Annotated in this window: 18 protein-coding genes; 12 read left to right on the top strand and 6 right to left on the bottom strand. The window is 71.9% G+C overall.

Annotated features, from left to right (window positions below; all coding sequences use genetic code 11):
• The first annotated feature begins 5 nt into the window (after positions 1-5).
• The 4 genes from ACFUO4_RS24945 to ACFUO4_RS24930 all read left to right on the top strand — a co-directional run bounded on the left by ACFUO4_RS24945 (position 6) and on the right by ACFUO4_RS24930 (position 3810).
• Entirely contained in the window at positions 6-584 is a 579-nt protein-coding gene (locus tag ACFUO4_RS24945; RefSeq protein WP_383488439.1) for a rhodanese-like domain-containing protein, read from the top strand.
• 151 nt (positions 585-735) lie between these two features.
• Positions 736-2052 carry a YhgE/Pip domain-containing protein gene (locus ACFUO4_RS24940; RefSeq protein WP_383488437.1) on the top strand — a complete coding sequence of 439 codons (1317 nt, stop codon included), beginning with the start codon at positions 736-738 and terminating at the stop codon, positions 2050-2052.
• Positions 2053-2130: 78 nt separating this feature from the next.
• A complete protein-coding gene (locus ACFUO4_RS24935) occupies positions 2131-2490 on the top strand; it encodes a DUF779 domain-containing protein (protein ID WP_079309518.1) in 360 nt (119 codons plus the stop codon).
• A 132-nt stretch (positions 2491-2622) separates the two neighbouring features.
• The gene (locus tag ACFUO4_RS24930; RefSeq protein WP_383488433.1) at positions 2623-3810 is read left to right on the top strand and encodes a phosphodiester glycosidase family protein; all 1188 of its coding nucleotides are present in this window, start codon (positions 2623-2625) and stop codon (positions 3808-3810) included.
• A 25-nt stretch (positions 3811-3835) separates the two neighbouring features.
• On the opposite strand, the gene ACFUO4_RS24925 is transcribed toward ACFUO4_RS24930, so the two are convergent.
• From ACFUO4_RS24925 to ACFUO4_RS24900, 6 genes are all read right to left on the bottom strand, one after another.
• Positions 3836-4030 (bottom strand): hypothetical protein, encoded by a 195-nt coding sequence (locus tag ACFUO4_RS24925; protein ID WP_097260946.1) that lies wholly within the window; start codon positions 4028-4030, stop codon positions 3836-3838.
• 117 nt (positions 4031-4147) lie between these two features.
• A complete protein-coding gene (locus tag ACFUO4_RS24920) occupies positions 4148-5005 on the bottom strand; it encodes a phosphatidylinositol-specific phospholipase C/glycerophosphodiester phosphodiesterase family protein (RefSeq protein WP_383488429.1) in 858 nt (285 codons plus the stop codon).
• 172 nt (positions 5006-5177) lie between these two features.
• Positions 5178-6251, bottom strand: coding sequence for an acyl-CoA dehydrogenase family protein (locus tag ACFUO4_RS24915; RefSeq protein WP_383488426.1), 1074 nt, complete (start codon positions 6249-6251; stop codon positions 5178-5180).
• Positions 6248-7432, bottom strand: coding sequence for an acyl-CoA dehydrogenase family protein (locus ACFUO4_RS24910; protein ID WP_383488423.1), 1185 nt, complete (start codon positions 7430-7432; stop codon positions 6248-6250). Before ACFUO4_RS24910 ends, ACFUO4_RS24915 begins: the two co-directional genes overlap by 4 nt.
• Positions 7429-8418 carry an NADPH:quinone oxidoreductase family protein gene (locus ACFUO4_RS24905; RefSeq protein ID WP_383488420.1) on the bottom strand — a complete coding sequence of 330 codons (990 nt, stop codon included), beginning with the start codon at positions 8416-8418 and terminating at the stop codon, positions 7429-7431. The genes ACFUO4_RS24910 and ACFUO4_RS24905 overlap by 4 nt, the downstream gene beginning before the upstream one ends.
• Positions 8419-8504: 86 nt before the next feature.
• A complete protein-coding gene (locus ACFUO4_RS24900; RefSeq protein ID WP_079309512.1) occupies positions 8505-9086 on the bottom strand; it encodes a helix-turn-helix domain-containing protein in 582 nt (193 codons plus the stop codon).
• Between the two features lie 64 nt (positions 9087-9150).
• Here ACFUO4_RS24900 and ACFUO4_RS24895 point away from each other — a divergent pair, with 64 nt between their 5' ends.
• From ACFUO4_RS24895 to ACFUO4_RS24860, 8 genes are all read left to right on the top strand, one after another.
• Positions 9151-10074: an NAD(P)/FAD-dependent oxidoreductase gene (locus tag ACFUO4_RS24895; protein WP_383488417.1), complete on the top strand. Its 924-nt coding sequence runs from the start codon at positions 9151-9153 to the stop codon at positions 10072-10074.
• An 82-nt stretch (positions 10075-10156) separates the two neighbouring features.
• Positions 10157-11695 carry an ATP-dependent DNA ligase gene (locus ACFUO4_RS24890; RefSeq protein WP_383488414.1) on the top strand — a complete coding sequence of 513 codons (1539 nt, stop codon included), beginning with the start codon at positions 10157-10159 and terminating at the stop codon, positions 11693-11695.
• Positions 11692-12153, top strand: coding sequence for an NUDIX domain-containing protein (locus tag ACFUO4_RS24885; protein ID WP_079309509.1), 462 nt, complete (start codon positions 11692-11694; stop codon positions 12151-12153). The genes ACFUO4_RS24890 and ACFUO4_RS24885 overlap by 4 nt, the downstream gene beginning before the upstream one ends.
• A 67-nt stretch (positions 12154-12220) precedes the next feature.
• A complete protein-coding gene (locus tag ACFUO4_RS24880; protein WP_079309508.1) occupies positions 12221-13606 on the top strand; it encodes an NADP-dependent succinic semialdehyde dehydrogenase in 1386 nt (461 codons plus the stop codon).
• A gap of 26 nt (positions 13607-13632) precedes the next feature.
• Positions 13633-13869: a DUF6213 family protein gene (locus ACFUO4_RS24875; RefSeq protein WP_079309507.1), complete on the top strand. Its 237-nt coding sequence runs from the start codon at positions 13633-13635 to the stop codon at positions 13867-13869.
• A 104-nt stretch (positions 13870-13973) separates the two neighbouring features.
• A complete protein-coding gene (locus ACFUO4_RS24870) occupies positions 13974-15059 on the top strand; it encodes a type III polyketide synthase (protein ID WP_383489758.1) in 1086 nt (361 codons plus the stop codon).
• A gap of 1 nt (position 15060) precedes the next feature.
• Complete coding sequence (locus ACFUO4_RS24865) at positions 15061-16275, top strand: cytochrome P450 (protein ID WP_383488409.1); 1215 nt, start codon at positions 15061-15063, stop codon at positions 16273-16275.
• Complete coding sequence (locus ACFUO4_RS24860; protein WP_079309529.1) at positions 16272-16793, top strand: cupin domain-containing protein; 522 nt, start codon at positions 16272-16274, stop codon at positions 16791-16793. Before ACFUO4_RS24865 ends, ACFUO4_RS24860 begins: the two co-directional genes overlap by 4 nt.
• The last annotated feature ends 38 nt before the right edge of the window (positions 16794-16831 follow it).

The raw sequence follows: 16831 nt of genomic DNA, 5'->3' as shown, positions 1-16831 counted from the left end.
GTTCCATGACGACCCCCGTCACCATGACCACCCCCGTCGCCGTGGCCGCCGCCCGGCTCCCCGAGTTCACCGTCGTCGACGTGCGCACGCCCGGGGAGTTCGCCGGCGGCCATGTCCCCGGCGCGTACAACATCCCGCTGGACCGACTCGACGAGGCCGCGGGCGCGCTCCGGGCGGCCGCCGCGCGCGGGCCGCTGCTGATCGTGTGCGCCTCCGGGGCCCGCTCCGCCCAAGGGCGCGACCGGCTCGGGGCGCTCGGCATCGAGGCGCTCTCCCTGGACGGCGGCACCCGCGCCTGGGCCGCGGCCGGCCACCCGGTCGAGCGCCCGGCGGGGGCCCGGACGCCGTGGCCGATGGACCGGCAGGTGCGGCTCGCCGCCGGTTCGCTGGTGATGGCGGGCTTCGCCGCCGGGCTGGCCCGGCGGCCCGCGCACTGGCTCTCCGGGCTGATCGGCGCCGGGCTGGTCTTCTCCGCCGTCACCGATACGTGCGGCATGGCGATGCTCCTGGCCAGGCTTCCGCACAACCGGCCGGACGCGGACGCGGCGCCCTTCGAGGAGACGCTGCTGCGCCTCGCCGGGTGAACCGCCGGAGCGGCGGGGGTGATTCCGGTCCCCGCCACATACCGTCTGGGTGCGCGCGGGCCCGTGGTCGCGTACCTATGAAGGACACGCCCTCATGGGGACACCGCGTCCCCGTGCAGGGCCCCGCGTCGCCGCGACCCGACGGAGAGCCATGACCGACGCAGACCCTCAGGCCCCCGGCCCGGCCGATCCCCCGGACCGCGCCCCTGCCCCCGCCGCTCCCGAGGCCCGTGCCGCCACCCTGCTGCGGCGCCCCAAGCTCTGGATCGTCCCCACGGTCCTGAGCGGACTGCTCGCCCTGCTGCTGTCCCTCCTCTACATGGGCGGCATCGTCAACCCGCAGGGCGAGCTCAAGAACCTGCCGATCGCCCTGGTCAACGGCGACACCGGCAAGCCGCTGCCCGGCCAGCGGCAGAACCTGGGCACGCAGATCACCCGGTCGATCCTCGCCGACAGGTCGAACGACAAGGCCGAGTGGCGGCGGCTGAGCCCCGCCGAGGCCGAGGACGAACTGGACGCCGGCAAGGTCTACGGCGCGCTCGTCATCCCGGCCGACTTCACGGACGCGGTCGCCGCGCTCACCACCACCGGCGCCGCCGCACGCCCGACGATCACCGTGCTCACCAACCCCGGCAAGGGCAGCCTCGGTTCGTCCCTCGCCAGTCAGATCAACACCCAGGCGGCACATCAGGCCTCGCAGACCATCGGCAAGCAGCTGGTCCAGGCGGCGCCCCGGGCCACCGCGACGGACAAGCTGCTCCTCGCCGACCCCGTGGCCGTCGCCACCCAGGTCGGCCATCCCGTCGGCAGCCACAGCGGGCTCGGGCTGACGGCGTTCTACTACACGCTGCTGCTGGTGCTGGCCGGTTTCATGGGCGCCAACGTCATCAGCAACGGCGTCGACACCTCGCTCGGCTACGCCGACAACGAGATCGGCCCCTGGCACACCCGGCTGCCCACGGTGCCCATCAGCCGCACCCAAACCTTGCTGCTGAAGATGGCGATGACCGCGGGCATCACCCTGGTCACCGTGTCCCTGGTGATGCTGGCCTGCGTCACAATCCTGGGCATGGACGCGACCCATCTGCCGCTGCTGTGGATCTACTCGTACTGCGCGTCGCTGGCCGTCGGCATCGGCGTGCAGGCCATCAACGCCGCGTTCGGCGGCATCGGCCAGCTGGTCTCCATGTTCGTGTTCATCGTCCTGGGCCTGCCGTCCTCGGGCGCCACCGTCCCGCTTCAGGCGGTCCCCGGCTTCTACCGCTTCCTGTCCCACTTCGAGCCCATGCGCCAGCTCAGCGACGGCGTCCGCGCGATCCTCTACTTCGACGCGCGCGGGGACGCCGGTCTGAGCCGCTCCTGGCTGATGATCGCGATCGGCACCGCCGTGGGGCTGCTGTTCGGCTTCGCGATGACCCTCTACTACGACCGCAGAGGCCACAAACGCCTGACACCGCAGCCCGCGTGACGCCCGGACCCCCGCAGGAGGGCGGTGCGGCTCGCGCCGCAACCTTGTCGCAACCTCCCGTGTGCTGCGCTGGGTCGCATGGATGAGGAGATCCCGCGCGTCGAGCTCACCCCCGCCGCCGCCGACCTGCTGCGCAGGCTGCGCGAGGCCCACGGTCCGCTGATGTTCCACCAGTCGGGCGGCTGCTGCGACGGCAGCGCCCCGATGTGCTACCCCGAGGGCGAGTTCCGCACCGGCGCGTCGGACGTACTGCTCGCGGAGCTGGCCGTCGAGGGCGTCGAGGAGCCGGTGACGTTCTGGATGTCCCGCAGCCAGTACGCGGCCTGGAGCCACACCCGCCTCATCGTCGACGTCGTCGAGGGCCGCGGCAGCGGCTTCTCCCTGGAGGCGCCCGAGGGCGTACGGTTCCTGATCCGTTCGCGCCTGGTCGCCCCCTAGTCACCCCCCGGACGGCCGTCGCCGTCTGGTGCACCGTTCCTGGGTCCTGGGACAGTTGACGGGACCTCAGGGGGGACTGTGACGCATCGTCGAACAAGGTTCCGGGCGGGCAGACAGGCACTGACGTTTCTCATGGCATTCGGCGCACTGGCCGGTGCGGCCCTGACGGGGGCGGCACCGGCCGGTGCCGTGCAGGCCGCGGCAGTGCGGATCGCGTCGGGTGTCACCTACCAGCAGTACGACGTCCAGGCGGCCAAGGGCCCGACGCGCCTCCACGTGATCCGGGCCGACCTGCGCGATCCGAGGGTCCGTCTCGACCTGCTGCATCCGGGGGCGGTGGCCGCGCGGGCGCCGGTGTCCCAACTGGCCGACGCCCAGGGCGCGGTGGCGGGGGTCAACGGCGACTTCTTCAACATCACCGAGACCCAGCATCCCGGCGTGGAGGCGACCGGGGCGAGCGTGGGACCGGCGATCGCGAGCGGGCGCGCCCTGAAGGCGGCGGTGCCGGAGGGTCAGCGGTTCGGGCCCGCGCTGCCGCCCGGCACCTCCACTCGGGACGTGCTCGGCATGGGTGTCGACCGGCGGGTCCGGCTCGACGGCCTGACCCTGACCGGCACGGTTCGCGGCTGGAGCGGGAATCTGCCGCTGGGCGGGTTCAACCAGTACGCGCTTCCGGTGGGTTCGATCGGCGCCTACACCAGCGCCTGGGGCAGTGTCTCCCGGCTGCGCGCCACCTGCGGCACGGACACCGACCGGGCCGCCCCGTGCAGCACGGACACCTACGAGGTGACGGTTCGCCACGGCCGGGTCACGGCGACGGCCGACACCCCGGGCAGCGGCCCCGTGGACGAAGGCACCACGGTCCTCGTCGGCCGGGAGGAGGGCGCGCGACAACTGCGCAAGCTGTCCGTGGGCGAGCCGGTACGGGTACGGCACCGCCTCGTGGCGGCCGCGAGCCCGGTCCCGTACCGCTTCGCAGTCGGCGGCTTCCCGGTCCTGCGGAGCGGGGTGCCGCTGCCCGGCCTGGACGCCGCGACCTCGGCCGTACGGACCGCGGTGGGCGTCTCGGACGGCGGCCGGCGCCTGCTGCTGCTCGCGGTGGACGGGGCGCCGGAGTACCGCACCGGGCTGACGATCGCCGAAGTGGCCGACACCCTGCGGGGGTTGGGCGCGGTGGACGGCTTCAGCCTGGACGGCGGCGGTTCCTCCACGCTGGTCGCCCGCGACCCCGGCGCGACCGGCGTGACGGTACGCAACCACCCCACGGGCGGCGCGGAACGCCCCGTCCCGAACGGCATCGGGGTCTTCTCGACCGGCTGATCAGCAGAGGTCCGGAAAGGCAGCCTCAGGGTCTGAGGCTGCTGACGATGTCCGCGGTGGCCGTCAGGCCGCTGCTGATGGTGGGTGCGATGCTCGTACCGGCCAGGAAGAACCCGAGCAGCGCGCACACCAGGGCATGGGAGATCTTCAGCCCGCCGTTGCGCAGGAAGATCACCGCCAGGATCAGGAGCAGCAGCACCACTGAGATGGAAATCGCCATCGTCAACCTCCTCCGCCACGCCGCCCGGTCCGGTTCACGGCGTTCGGCCGCAAGTGTGGCGTAGCGGAGGGTTCGTCCGGGCGGCTTATCTGTCCGCCGAACGTGTGGTTTCGCCGCCTAGCGGCGGGCGTCCAGGAACGCCTCGAGGCCCGCCAGGTCGTCGGTGTTGAGGTAGTCGACGCCGGCGGCGAGCAGTTCGTCCCACAGGGCGTCGCGAGCGGGTCCGGCCACGTCCGGGGTGGCCCAGAAGCGCACCTGTTGGCCGCGCGCGTGGGCGGCGTCGACGATGCCGTGCAGCTTCTGCCGCTCGGCTTCGGGGAACGCGCCGACGCCCTGCCAGGTGAAGTTGAGCGTCCAGTTGTCGCTGATCAGCGAGATGAAGGAGGCGGGCGCCGAGGAGCCGAGGTCGGTGAGCCGGCCGTCGTAGAAGGCACGCCGGACGGTCTGCGCCTCCATGGGCGTACGGGCCGCGCGGTCACCGGAGATGACGGCGGTGACCGGCCCGGGGAACACCTTGCCGTGGGCGTATGTCGTGAACAGGTGCTTGTACCGCCGGAGATGGCGGTCCAGCTCCAGATACGTCGACGACCCCTCGGTCTTGATGTCGATGAGCAACTGCACCGGCCTGCGCCAGCCCCGGTACACGGACCCGTGGTTGGCCCTGACGGTCCTGGCCAGCGGGTCCAGGTAGAGGGATTCCAGCGTGCGGCTCGGGTCGAGGTCGTCAACGGTGTGGCCGATGAGGAGCTGGTCGCCGACGAGGAAGATGTCGGCCTCGACGCTGCCGAAGCGGTGGTCGAGGGCGTCGAACAGCGGCCGGGGATGCTCGTAGTCGTTGTGGGCGTGGGCCCGCCACAACGGCCGCGGCCGGTGCTTCCGTTCGCCCGCGAGGGCCTGCGTGGCGGGCAGGGCGACCGCGCCAGTGAGGGCGGCGCCGATGGTGGTGAGGGCTCTGCGACGGGTGGTGAGGGCCATGCTCTGCCTCCCTTTGGGGCGGTACGAGACATGGGCGAGTATGCGGTCGCCCGCACCCCAATGGGCATGGCCGTGACAGGAGTTGGCCGGAGTGCCGCCGTCTGTTCATCGCCCCCGCGAAGGGCGCACGAAAAAGCCCGCCCCAGGTGGGGCGGGCTTCGTTCGGTGAACGTCAGGGGGCTTGCAGGTCCGCCAGTTCGGCCAGGGCCTCACGGTGGACACCCGCCGTGCCGAACGCGATCGAGTCGGACTTGGCCCGCTTGAGGTACAGGTGGATCGGGTGCTCCCACGTCATGCCGATACCGGCGTGCAGCTGGAGCGCCTCCTCGGCGGCGTGCACCGCGACGGGCGCCGCGTAGGCCTGGGCGACGGCGACGGCCACGTCGGCGTCCGTGCCGGTGGTGAGCGCGTCGGCGGCGTTGCGGGCGGCGGCCCGGAGGTTGACGACCTCCAGCCACACCTGGGCGAGCCGGTGCTTGAGCGCCTGGAAGCCGCCGACGGGGCGGTTGAACTGCTTGCGCTCCTTGAGGTAGCGGACAGTCTCCGTCAACAGCCAGTCCGCGAGCCCGAGTTGCTCGGAGGCGAGCAGCCCGGCGCCGGCCCGCAGCGCACGGCGTACGGCGGGCTCGGCGTCGCCGAGGAGCCGGCCGGGGGCGCCGTCCAGGGTCACGGTCGCGAGCGGCCGGGTGAGGTCGAAGGACACCTGCGGGGTGACGGTCGCGTCGGCGGCGTCGACCGCGTACAGCCCGCCGTCGTCCGCGGGCACGAGCAGCACATCGGCGACCGCCGCGTCCGCGACACCGGTCAACTCCCCGTGCAGGGACCCGCCTTCGTGCCGTACGACCTTGTAGACGCCGCCCGCGGCGACGTTGAGGGCGACGGCGAGGGCGCCGATCTTCCGCCCTGCCGCCAGGTCGGCGAGCAGGGCCTCGTCCCCGGTCTCCAGCAGGGCCTCGGTGGCGACAACCGCGCTCGTGAGGTACGGCACGGGAGCCACCGCACGCCCCAACTCCTCAAGAACCACGGCGACTTCGCGAGGCGTGGCGCCCTGGCCGCCCTGTGCCTCCGGCACCAGCAGGCCCGCAAGACCCATGCCGTCGGTGAGCGCCTTCCAAGCGGCGAGGTCGTGCGGGGCGTCCGACTCGGTGCGGGCGATGACGCCGGGGGCGTCGCAGTGGTCGGCGAGCAGGTCCCGTACGGCGGACCGGAGCGCCTCTTCCTCCTCGGAGTACAGCAGGTCGCTCATCGGGCCAGGTCCTTCCATGCGACGTCCTTGTCGGTGCGCGGCTCGGACGGCAGGCCCAGGACGCGCTCGGCGACGATGTTCAGCAGGACCTCGCTGGTCCCGCCCTCGATGCTGTTGCCCTTGGAGCGCAGGTAGCGGTAGCCGGCGTCACGGCCGGTGAAGTCCACCAGCTCGGGCCGGCGCATGGTCCAGTTGTCGTACAACAGGCCTTCCTCACCGCGGAGTTCGACCTCCAGGCCGCTGATCTCCTGGTTGAGGCGGGCGAAGGCGAGCTTCATGCCGGCGCCCTCGGGGCCGGGCTGGCCCAGGGCGAGCTGCTGGCGCAGGCGTTCGCCGGTGAGGCGGGCGACCTCGGCCTCGACCCAGAGCCCCAGCAGGCGCTGGTGGAGGTCGTGGGTGCGCAGTTCGGGGCGTTCGCGCCAGGTCTTCGAGACCGGGCCGATCATGCCGCCCTCGCGGGGCAGGCGCATGCCGCCGATGGCGACGCGCTCGTTGTTGAGGGTGGTCTGCGCGACCTTCCAGCCGTCGCCGATCGCGCCGAGGCGGCGGGAGTCGGGGATGCGGACGTCGGTGAGGAAGACCTCGTTGAACTCGGCCTCGCCGGTGATCTGGCGCAGCGGCCGGACGTCCACGCCCGGGTCGGTCATGTCGCACAGGAAGTACGTGATGCCCGCGTGCTTGGGCACGTCCGGGTCGGTGCGGGCGATGAGGATGGCCCAGCGGGCGTTGTGCGCGCTGGACGTCCACACCTTCTGCCCGTTGACCACCCAGTCGCCGTCGCCCTCGCGGACCGCTCGGGTGCCGAGCCCGGCCAGGTCGGAGCCGGCGCCGGGCTCGCTGAAGAGCTGGCACCAGACCTCCTCGCCGGTCCACAGGGGCCGCAGATAGCGCTGCTTCTGCTCCTCGGTGCCGTACTTGAGGATGGTCGGCGCGGCCATGCCGAGGCCGATGCCGTTGCGCCGGGGGTCGTTGTCGGGGGCGCCCGCGGCCTCCAGCTCGGCGTCCACGACGGCCTGGAGGGAGCGTGCGGCGCCGAGTCCGCCGAGGCCCTCGGGGTAGTGCACCCAGGCGAGCCCCGCGTCGAAGCGGGCCCGCAGGAAGTCCAGGCGGTCGGTCGTGGCGGGCGGATGCGCGGCCAGCAACTCCGCGGTGCGGCGCTTGAGTTCGGCTGCGTCGGTCATGCGGCGGCTCCGTTCTCCGAAGAAGCACCGAGGGCGGGGACGACGGCGACCCGGCCGGTGGTCACCCCGTCGCCGACCCGCTGCACCGCGGCGGCGGCCTCCGCGAGCGGCACCCGCTCGCTGACCAGCGGCTTGATGGCGCCCCGTGCGGCGAGTTCGGTGAGCTGCTCGTGGCAGTGCTGGACCAGCTTGGGGTTCTTGGTGTTGTACAGGCCCCAGTGCAGGCCGAGGATCGAGTAGTTCTTCACCAGGGCGTGGTTGAGGCCGGGGCTGGGGATGGTCCCGCTCGCGAACCCGACGACCACGATCCGGCCCTCGAAGGCGACGACCTTGGTGGACTGGGTGTAGGCGTCGCCGCCGACCGGGTCGTAGATCACGTCGGCGCCCCGTCCGCCGGTGGCCTCCTTGACCGCGGCGACTACATCCTGCGCACGCCGGTCGATCACGACGTCGCAGCCCAGCTCCCGGGCCACGGCGGCCTTGTCGGCCCCGCCGACGACACCGATGACGGTGGCACCGGCCGCCTTGCCGAGCTGCACGGCCGCACTGCCGACTCCGCCGGCCGCGGCATGGACGAGCAGCGTCTCACCGGCCTCGAGGCCCGCCCGCCGGTGCAGACCGAACCAGCCCGTCTGGTAGCCGATGTGCAGTGCGGCGGCCTCGGCGTCGTCCAGCGAGTCGGGCGCGGGCAGCAGCGCGGCGGCGTCCGCGACGGCGTACTCGGCGAAACCGCCGTACGGCAGCGCGGGGTTGGCGAGCACCCGGCGCCCGTCCTCGGTCTCGCCGCAGATCTCCACGCCCGGCGTGAACGGCAGCGGCGGCCTGACCTGGTAGTGGCCGCGGCACATCAGCACGTCCGGGAAGTTGATGTTCGCGGCACGCACCTTCAGCAGGACCTGGCCGTCGCCGGGCGCGGGCGTCTCGACGTCCGCGAGCCGCATCACCTCACCCGGCTCACCGTTCTCGTGCACTTGCCATGCCTGCATGCGATGCCTCCACGCGACTGCGTCGTACGACCTGGGGTAGTCGCATACTAAGCGGTCGCTTGCCGTTCAGGGAACAGTAGCGTCCGTCACGACCGCTTCGGCTTCGCCCGTACATGCATCCGCTCGCCCTGCGGCCCGAACAGACTGAGGAACTCCGCCGGCCCCTCCCCCGTGGACCCGAACCAGTGCGGCACCCGCGTGTCGAACTCGGCGGCCTCCCCCGCGCTCATCACCACGTCGTGCTCACCGAGGACGACCCGCAGCCGTCCCGCCAGCACGTACAACCACTCGTAACCCTCGTGGGTACGCAGCTCGGGCTCCTCGGTGCGCTGGGGCACCAGCACCTTGTACGCCTGGAGGCCGCCCGGCTGCCGGGTCAGGGGCCAGTAGGTCCGCCCGTGCCGCACCAGCGGCGCGGTCCGAACCCGCGGATCACCCACCTGCGGCGTCCCGACCAGCTCGTCCAGCGGCACCTGGTGCGCCTGCGCGATCGGCAGCAGCAGCTCCAGGCTGGGCTTGCGCAGCCCCGACTCCAGCCGGGACAGGGTGCTGACGGAGATGCCGGTCACCTCGGACAGCGCGGCCAGGGTCACCTCGCGCTCCTTGCGGATCCGCCGCAGCCGGGGCCCCACGTCGGCGAGAACGCCCTCTACTTCTTCGGTACTCATGCTCGTATTGCAGAATCGGCAAAGACGTTTGTCAATCCCGCACCCGCGGCGCGACCGTGGCGGCATGACTGACACCCACGCATACGAAGTGATCGTGATCGGTGGCGGCGCGGCCGGCCTCTCCGCGGCTCTGGTCCTGGGCCGCGCGAGGCGCCGGACGCTGGTCGTCGACGCGGGCGAGCCCCGCAACGCGCCCTCCGCCCACCTGCAGGGCTATCTGACCCGGGACGGCATGTCCCCGGCCGAGTTCCTGGCGAGGGGCCGCGAGGAGATCGCCCGGTACGGCGTCGAGCTGGTCCGGGACCGGGTGGTGGAGGTGGCCGAGGGCTTCGCCGTGACCCTGGAGAGCGGTCGCACGCTCACGGCCCGCCGCCTGGTCATCGCCACCGGCCTCAAGGACGAGCTCCCGGCCGTCCCCGGCGTCGCCGAACGCTTCGGCAAGGACGTCCTGCACTGCCCGTACTGCCACGGCTGGGAAGTCCGCGACCAGGCCTTCGGTGTCCTCGCGACGACCCCGCTGAGCGTGCACCAGGCGCTGATGGTGTCCCAGTGGTCGAAGGACGTGACCTTCTTCCTGCACACGGTCGCGGAGGAGGAGCTGTCGGACGACGACCTGCGCAGGCTCGCGGCGGCGGGCGTGAAGGTGGTGCCGGGCGAGGTCGCGGGACTGCGGATCGAGGACGACCGGCTGACGGGCGTACGCCTGGCCGACGGCTCGGTGCACGCGCGCGAGGCGCTGTTCGTCGCGCCGCGGGCAGTCCCGCAGAACGGGTTGCTGGAACAACTCGGCGCCGAGTTGCAGGAGACCCCGTTCGGCGCATACCCCGTGCTGGACGAGACCGGCCGGACGACCGTTCCCGGTGTCTGGGCCGCAGGCAACGCAGCGGGCTTCGCCGAGCAAGTGATCAACGCGGCGGGCGCCGGATACCGCGCCGCAGCCGTGATCAACGGCGATCTGCTGATGGCCGACCTCGACGCAATGTCCTGAAGGGGCGCGGGGAACTGCGCGACCAGCCACAACGAGCCCGCAGCCGAAAGACAAGCTTTTCCCGGCATGTAACTCTGGACGCATGCTTCTAGCCCGGCTGGCCCAGGTGTCCCAGGAGGTCGCCGCGACCTCGGCACGGTCGAAGAAGATCGCGCTGCTCGCGGAGCTGTTCCGGGAGGCGGAGCCCGACGACGTGCCGATCGTCATCCCGTACCTCGCGGGACGGCTGCCGCAGGGGCGGCTCGGCGTGGGTTGGAAGGTGCTGAGCCGCCCGGTCGCCCCAGCCGCCGAACCGAGCCTCACCGTCCGCGCGGTGGACGCGCTGCTGAGTGAACTCGGCAAGGTGTCGGGCGCCGGTTCGCAGGCCGAACGGGTCAGACTGGTCGGCGAGTTGATGGGCGCGGCCACCGAGCCGGAACAACGCTTCCTGCTCGGCCTGCTCAGCGGCGAGGTGCGGCAGGGCGCCCTCGACGCCGTGGCCACCGAGGGCCTCGCCCAGGCCACGGCGGCGCCGCCCGCCGACGTCCGCCGCGCGGTCATGCTCGCCGGTTCCCTCCAGACCGTCGCCGAGGCCCTCCTCTCCGACGGCCCCGAGGCTCTCGACCGCTTCCGTCTCACCGTCGGCCGCCCGGTGCTGCCGATGCTGGCGCACAGCGCCACGTCCGTGGCCGAGGCGGTCGAGAAGCTGGGCGCGTGCGCGGTCGAGGAGAAGCTCGACGGCATCCGCGTCCAGGTGCACCGCGACGGCGACACCGTCCGCGTCTACACCCGCACCCTCGACGACATCACCGACCGCCTCCCCGAACTGACGGCTGCGGCACACGAGTTGAGGGGCGAGCGGTTCATCCTCGACGGCGAGGTCATCTCCTTCGACGCGGCCGGGCGCCCCCGCTCCTTCCAGGAGACGGCCGGCCGGGTCGGCTCCCGCGTGGACGTGGCCACGGCCGCCGAACAGGTCCCCGTCTCCCCCGTGTTCTTCGACGCCCTGTCCGTCGACGGCCACGACCTCCTGGACCTGCCCTTCACGGAACGGCACGCGGAACTGGCCCGGCTCGTCCCCGAGCCGATGCGGGTGCGCCGGACGCTGGTGTCCGGGCCGGACGACGTCGGCGCGGCGGAGTCCTTCCTCGCTGAGACGCTGGAGCGCGGCCACGAGGGCGTGGTGGTGAAGTCCCTCGACGCCCCCTACAGCGCGGGCCGCCGTGGCGCGTCCTGGCTGAAGGTCAAGCCCGTCCACACCCTCGACCTGGTCGTCCTGGCCGCCGAGTGGGGCCACGGCCGGCGCACCGGCAAGCTCTCCAACCTGCACCTGGGAGCGCGGCGGGAGGACGGCTCGTTCGCCATGCTCGGCAAGACCTTCAAGGGCATGACCGACGCGATGCTGACCTGGCAGACCGAGCGGCTCCAGGAGCTGGCCACCGGCACCGACGGGTACGTCGTGACCGTACGCCCCGAGCTCGTCGTGGAGATCGCCTACGACGGTCTGCAGCGGTCCACCCGCTACCCGGCCGGCGTCACCCTCCGCTTCGCCCGCGTGGTCCGCTACCGCGAGGACAAGCGCCCGGAGGAGGCGGACACCGTGGAGACGCTGCTGGCCGCGCATCCCGAGGTGAAGCCGTGAGGACGAGCGCCGGCCTGCTGCTCTTCCGGCGCACCGACGCCGGCGTCGAGGTGCTCCTGGGCCACATGGGCGGCCCGTTCTTCGCCCGCAGGGACGCCGGGGCGTGGACCGTCCCCAAGGGCGAGTACGTGCCCGAGGAGGAGCCGGCCTGGGAGGCAGCCCGGCGTGAGTTCCAGGAGGAGCTCGGGCTGGCGCCGCCGGACGGGGACGCGGTACCCCTCGGCGAGGTCAGGCAGTCGGGCGGCAAGCTCGTCACCGTCTGGGCGGTCGAGGCCGACCTCGACCCCGCGACCGTCGTACCGGGCACGTTCCGGATGGAGTGGCCGCCGCGGTCGGGACGGCAGCAGGAGTTCCCGGAGCTGGACCGCGTGGCGTGGTTTCCCGTGGAGCGCGCCCGCGAGGTGATCGTCACGGCACAGGCCACGTTTCTCGACCGGCTGGCGGAGCACTCGCCCTGACACGTTGCGGCGGGGCCCGCCGCGCGGGAAGGTCGAAACACAGCTCCGCTCCCCCAGGAGGTCGGTCATGCCCATCGCGACGGTGAACCCGGCGAACGGCGAGACGCTCAAGACGTACGAGGCCATGGGCGCCGAGGAGATCGAGCGCCGGCTCCAGCTCGCGGAGGCCACCTTCCGCACCTACCGGACGACGCCGTTCGCCGAACGCGCCAGGCTGCTGCACCGGGCGGCCGAGCTGCTCGACGACATGCAGCAGGACATCGGCCGGGTCATGACCACCGAGATGGGCAAGCCCGTCAAGCAGGCCCGCGCCGAGGCCGCCAAGTGCGCCAAGGCGATGCGCTGGTACGCCGAGCACGCCGAGGCGCTGCTGGCGGACGAGGAGCCCGCCGACGCCGACGTGAAGGACTCCGGCGCGTCCCGGGCGCTCGTGCGCTACCGCCCGCTGGGCCCGGTGCTCGCCGTGATGCCGTGGAACTTCCCGCTCTGGCAGGTCATCCGGTTCGCCGCGCCCGCGCTGATGGCGGGCAACGTCGGCCTGCTCAAGCACGCCTCGAACGTCCCCCAGACCGCCCTGTTCCTGGAGGACCTGTTCCACCAGGCGGGCTATACGGAGGGCACCTTCCAGACCCTGCTCATCGGCTCCGGCGCGGTCGACGAGATCCTGCGCGACGAACGGGTCAAGGCGGCCACGCTCACGGGCAGTGAGCCCGCGGGCCGCTCGGTCGCCGCCACCTGCGGCGACATGGTGAAGAAGACGGTCCTCGAACTCGGCGGCAGCGACCCGTACGTCGTCATGCCGTCCGCGGACATCGACCGGGCGGCCGAGATCGCGGTGACGGCGCGGGTGCAGAACAACGGCCAGTCGTGCATCGCCGCCAAGCGCTTCATCGTGCACGCCGACGTGTACGACGCCTTCGCCGAGAAGTTCGTGCGGGGCATGCAGGCGCTGAAGGTCGGCGACCCGATGGACGAGGCCACCGACGTCGGCCCGCTCGCCACCGAGCAGGGACGCACGGACCTGGAGGAACTCGTCGACGACGCCACCCGCAGCGGCGCGCGGGTGCTCTGCGGCGGCGAGCGGCCCGAGGGCGACGGCTGGTACTACCGGCCGACCGTCCTCACCGACATCACCCGCGAGATGCGCATCCACCGCGAGGAGGCCTTCGGTCCGGTGGCCACGCTGTACCGGGTGCACGACCTCGACGAGGCGGTGCTGCTCGCCAACGACTCGCCGTTCGGCCTGAGTTCGAACGTGTGGACGCGGGACGAGGCCGAGGTCGACCGTTTCGTACGGGACCTCGAAGCCGGTGCCGTGTATGTCAACGGGATGACCGCGTCGCATCCGGCGTTCCCGTTCGGCGGCGTGAAGCGGTCCGGGTACGGCCGTGAGCTGTCCGGGCACGGAATCCGCGAGTTCTGCAACATCACGACGGTTTGGCACGGAGCGTGACGCTTGCAACGGCTAACATCCCGGGTGTGAACCGTGAAGTGACTCTGCCGCTGATCGTCGACGACCGGGGCACCTTGCAGGTGGCTGCGGCCGATGTGAGCAAGCTGTTGCGCACGGTCGGGGGGCGGTGGCTGCATCTTGTCGAGGCCGGCGAGGACGGCCTCGACGAGGACACGGTGGCCGCCTTGACCATCGAGTTGGCCAAGCTCGCCGATCGCATCGATGTGGCCTGCATTGCGCACAGTAGCGGCGGCGCGTCGTGAAGGTCGTTGTGTCCGCACCTGTTTGGAACCTGACCCGTCCCTGAAACGGAGTAACCCCGCGCGAAGTCGTCTGCCCCTCGGGTGATCGTGGACTGGACCACCCTCTGAGGCGAAAGCAGGCACGGATCATGGCGACTTTGTGCAGACCCTCGGTGTCCGTTCCAGAGCACGTGATCACGATGGAGGAGACGCTGGAGCTGGCGCGCTCCCGTCACGCCGACCATCCCCAACTGCCGCTGGCACTCCGGCTGATCGAGAACACCGGGGTCCGCACACGGCACATCGTGCAGCCGATCGAGGAGACCCTCAGGCATCCCGGCTTCGAGGAGCGCAACAAGGTCTATGTGGCCGAGGCGAAGGCCAGGGTGCCGGCGGTGGTGCAGCGGGCACTGGACGACGCGGAGGTCCTGACCTCCGACATCGATGTCATCCTCTACGTCTCGTGCACGGGCTTCATGATGCCGTCGCTGACCGCCTGGCTGATCAACGAGATGGGCTTCGACAGCACCACCCGGCAGATCCCCATAGCCCAGCTGGGCTGCGCGGCCGGCGGGGCGGCGATCAACCGGGCGCACGACTTCTGCACGGCCTACCCGCAGGCCAACGCGCTCATCGTGGCCTGCGAGTTCTGCTCGCTGTGCTACCAGCCCACCGACCTCGGCATCGGGAACCTGCTGTCCAACGGCCTGTTCGGCGACGGCATCGCCGCCGCCGTGGTGCGCGGCAAGGGCGGCGAGGGCATCGCCCTGGAGCGCAACGGCTCGTACCTGATCCCCAAGACGGAGGACTGGATCATGTACGACGTCCGGGCCACCGGTTTCCACTTCCAGCTGGACAAACGGGTGCCGGGCACCATGGAGCCGCTCGCGCCGGTGCTCCAGGAGCTCGCCGGACGGCACGGCTGGGACGCCGCCGACCTGGACTTCTACATAGTCCACGCGGGCGGGCCCCGCATCCTCGACGACCTCAGCACGTTCCTGCAGGTCGACCCGCACGCCTTCCGGTTCAGCCGGGCCACGCTCACCGAGTACGGGAACATCGCCAGCGCCGTCGTACTCGACGCGCTGCGCAGGCTGTTCGACGCGGGCGGGGCACCCGACCGGGCGCGCGGGCTGCTCGCCGGGTTCGGGCCCGGCATCACCGCGGAAATGTCCCTGGGCCGCTGGCGGCGCACCGACGAGACGGACTGACATGACCGAAGAGACGATCACCGAGATCCTCCCGCCGATCCGGCACTGGCCGGCCCTCGACCTGAACGGGACCGACTTCGACCCGGTGCTCACCGAGCTGATGCGGGAGGGCCCGGTCACCCGGATCCAGCTGCCCAACGGCGAGGGCTGGGCCTGGCTGGTCACCCGCTACGACGACGTACGGATGGTGACCAACGACCCCCGGTTCAGCCGGGAGGCCGTCATGGACCAGCCGGTCACCCGGCTCGCACCGCACTTCATCCCCGAGCGGGGCGCCGTCGGTTTCCTGGACCCGCCGGACCACACCCGGCTGCGCCGCACGGTGGCCGCCGCGCTGACCTCGAAGGGCGTGGAGCGGGTCCGGGAGAAGTCCCGCCGGATGCTGGACGAACTGGTCGACGAACTGGTGCAGGACGGGCCGCCCGCCGATCTCACCGCGACCGTGCTGACCCCGTTCCCCATCGCCGTGATCTGCGAGCTCATGGGCGTTCCGGCGGCCGACCGGCACGTCATGCACACCTGGACGCAGCTGATCCTGTCCTCCGCGCACGGCAAGCAGGTCAGCGAGAAGGCCAAGAAGGAGATGGGCGCCTACTTCGGCGACCTCATCGGGCTGCGGGAGGGCAGCACCGGCGAGGACGTCGCCTCGCTGCTCGGCGCCGCGGTGGGCCGGGACGAGGTGACGCTGGACGAGGCCGTGGGGCTCGCGGTGCTGCTCCAGATCGGCGGCGAGGCGGTGACGAACAACAGCGGGCAGATGTTCTACCTGCTGCTGACCCGCCCGGACCTCGCGGACCGGCTGCGCACGGATCCGTCGATCCGCCCCCGGGCCATCGACGAACTGCTGCGTTACATCCCGCACCGCAACGCGGTCGGCCTGTCGCGGATCGCGCTGGAGGACGTGGGCATCCGGGGCGTGCGCATCCGGGCCGGCGACCCGGTCTACGTGTCGTACCTGGCCGCCAACCGCGATCCGGACGTCTTCGCGTTCCCGGAGACGATCGACTTCACCCGCAGCCCCAACCCGCATGTGTCCTTCGGCTTCGGCCCGCACTACTGCCCGGGCGGCATGCTGGCCCGGCTGGAGTCGGAGTTGCTGGTGGACGCGCTGCTCGACCGGCTGCCGGATCTGAGGCTGGCGGTCCCCGCGGACCAGGTGCCGTTCAAGAAGGGCGCGTTGATCCGCGGTCCCGAGGCGCTTCCGGTGACGTGGTGACGGCTCCCGAAGGGCTGCTGGTGCCCCCCGGTCACGGCCGGGTCGTGCAGACCCCCGCCCAGCACGTGACGTTCAAGGTGACCGGGTCGCACTCGCGCGCGGCCTCCACCTTCGAGGTCGTCGTCCCGCCCGGCTTCGACGTGGGCGCGCATGTGCACACCCGCAGCGAGGAGTTGTTCTACGTCCTCGAAGGCGAGCTGGACGTGCTCGCCTTCGAGCCGAGGGTGCGCACGCCCGACAACTGGCAGCGGTGGGAGTCGCGTTCGGGCAGCCGGGTGGTACGCGCGACACCGGGCACGGTGATCGTCGTACCCCCGGGCTGTCCGCACGCGTTCGCGAACCCGACGGACAGCCCGGCCAAGATGTTCTTCCAGGCGTCCCCGCCGCCGGATCACGAGCGCTACTTCGAGGAGCTGCTCGAGATCCTGGGCGGCGGGGGTCCGCCGGATCACGCGGCGATCGAGGAGCTGCGCCGACGGTACGACATCGAACAGCTGACGCCGCTCAGGCACCGTTAGAGCCTGTGTCACATCCCCGGTCGGATCAGCGTGCGGCG

The organism is Streptomyces sp. NPDC057280, assembly GCF_042668605.1.
In the GTDB taxonomy this organism is placed as follows: domain Bacteria; phylum Actinomycetota; class Actinomycetes; order Streptomycetales; family Streptomycetaceae; genus Streptomyces.
Note: the sequence above shows the minus strand (reverse complement) of the source record. Positions and strands in the feature narration are given on the sequence as shown.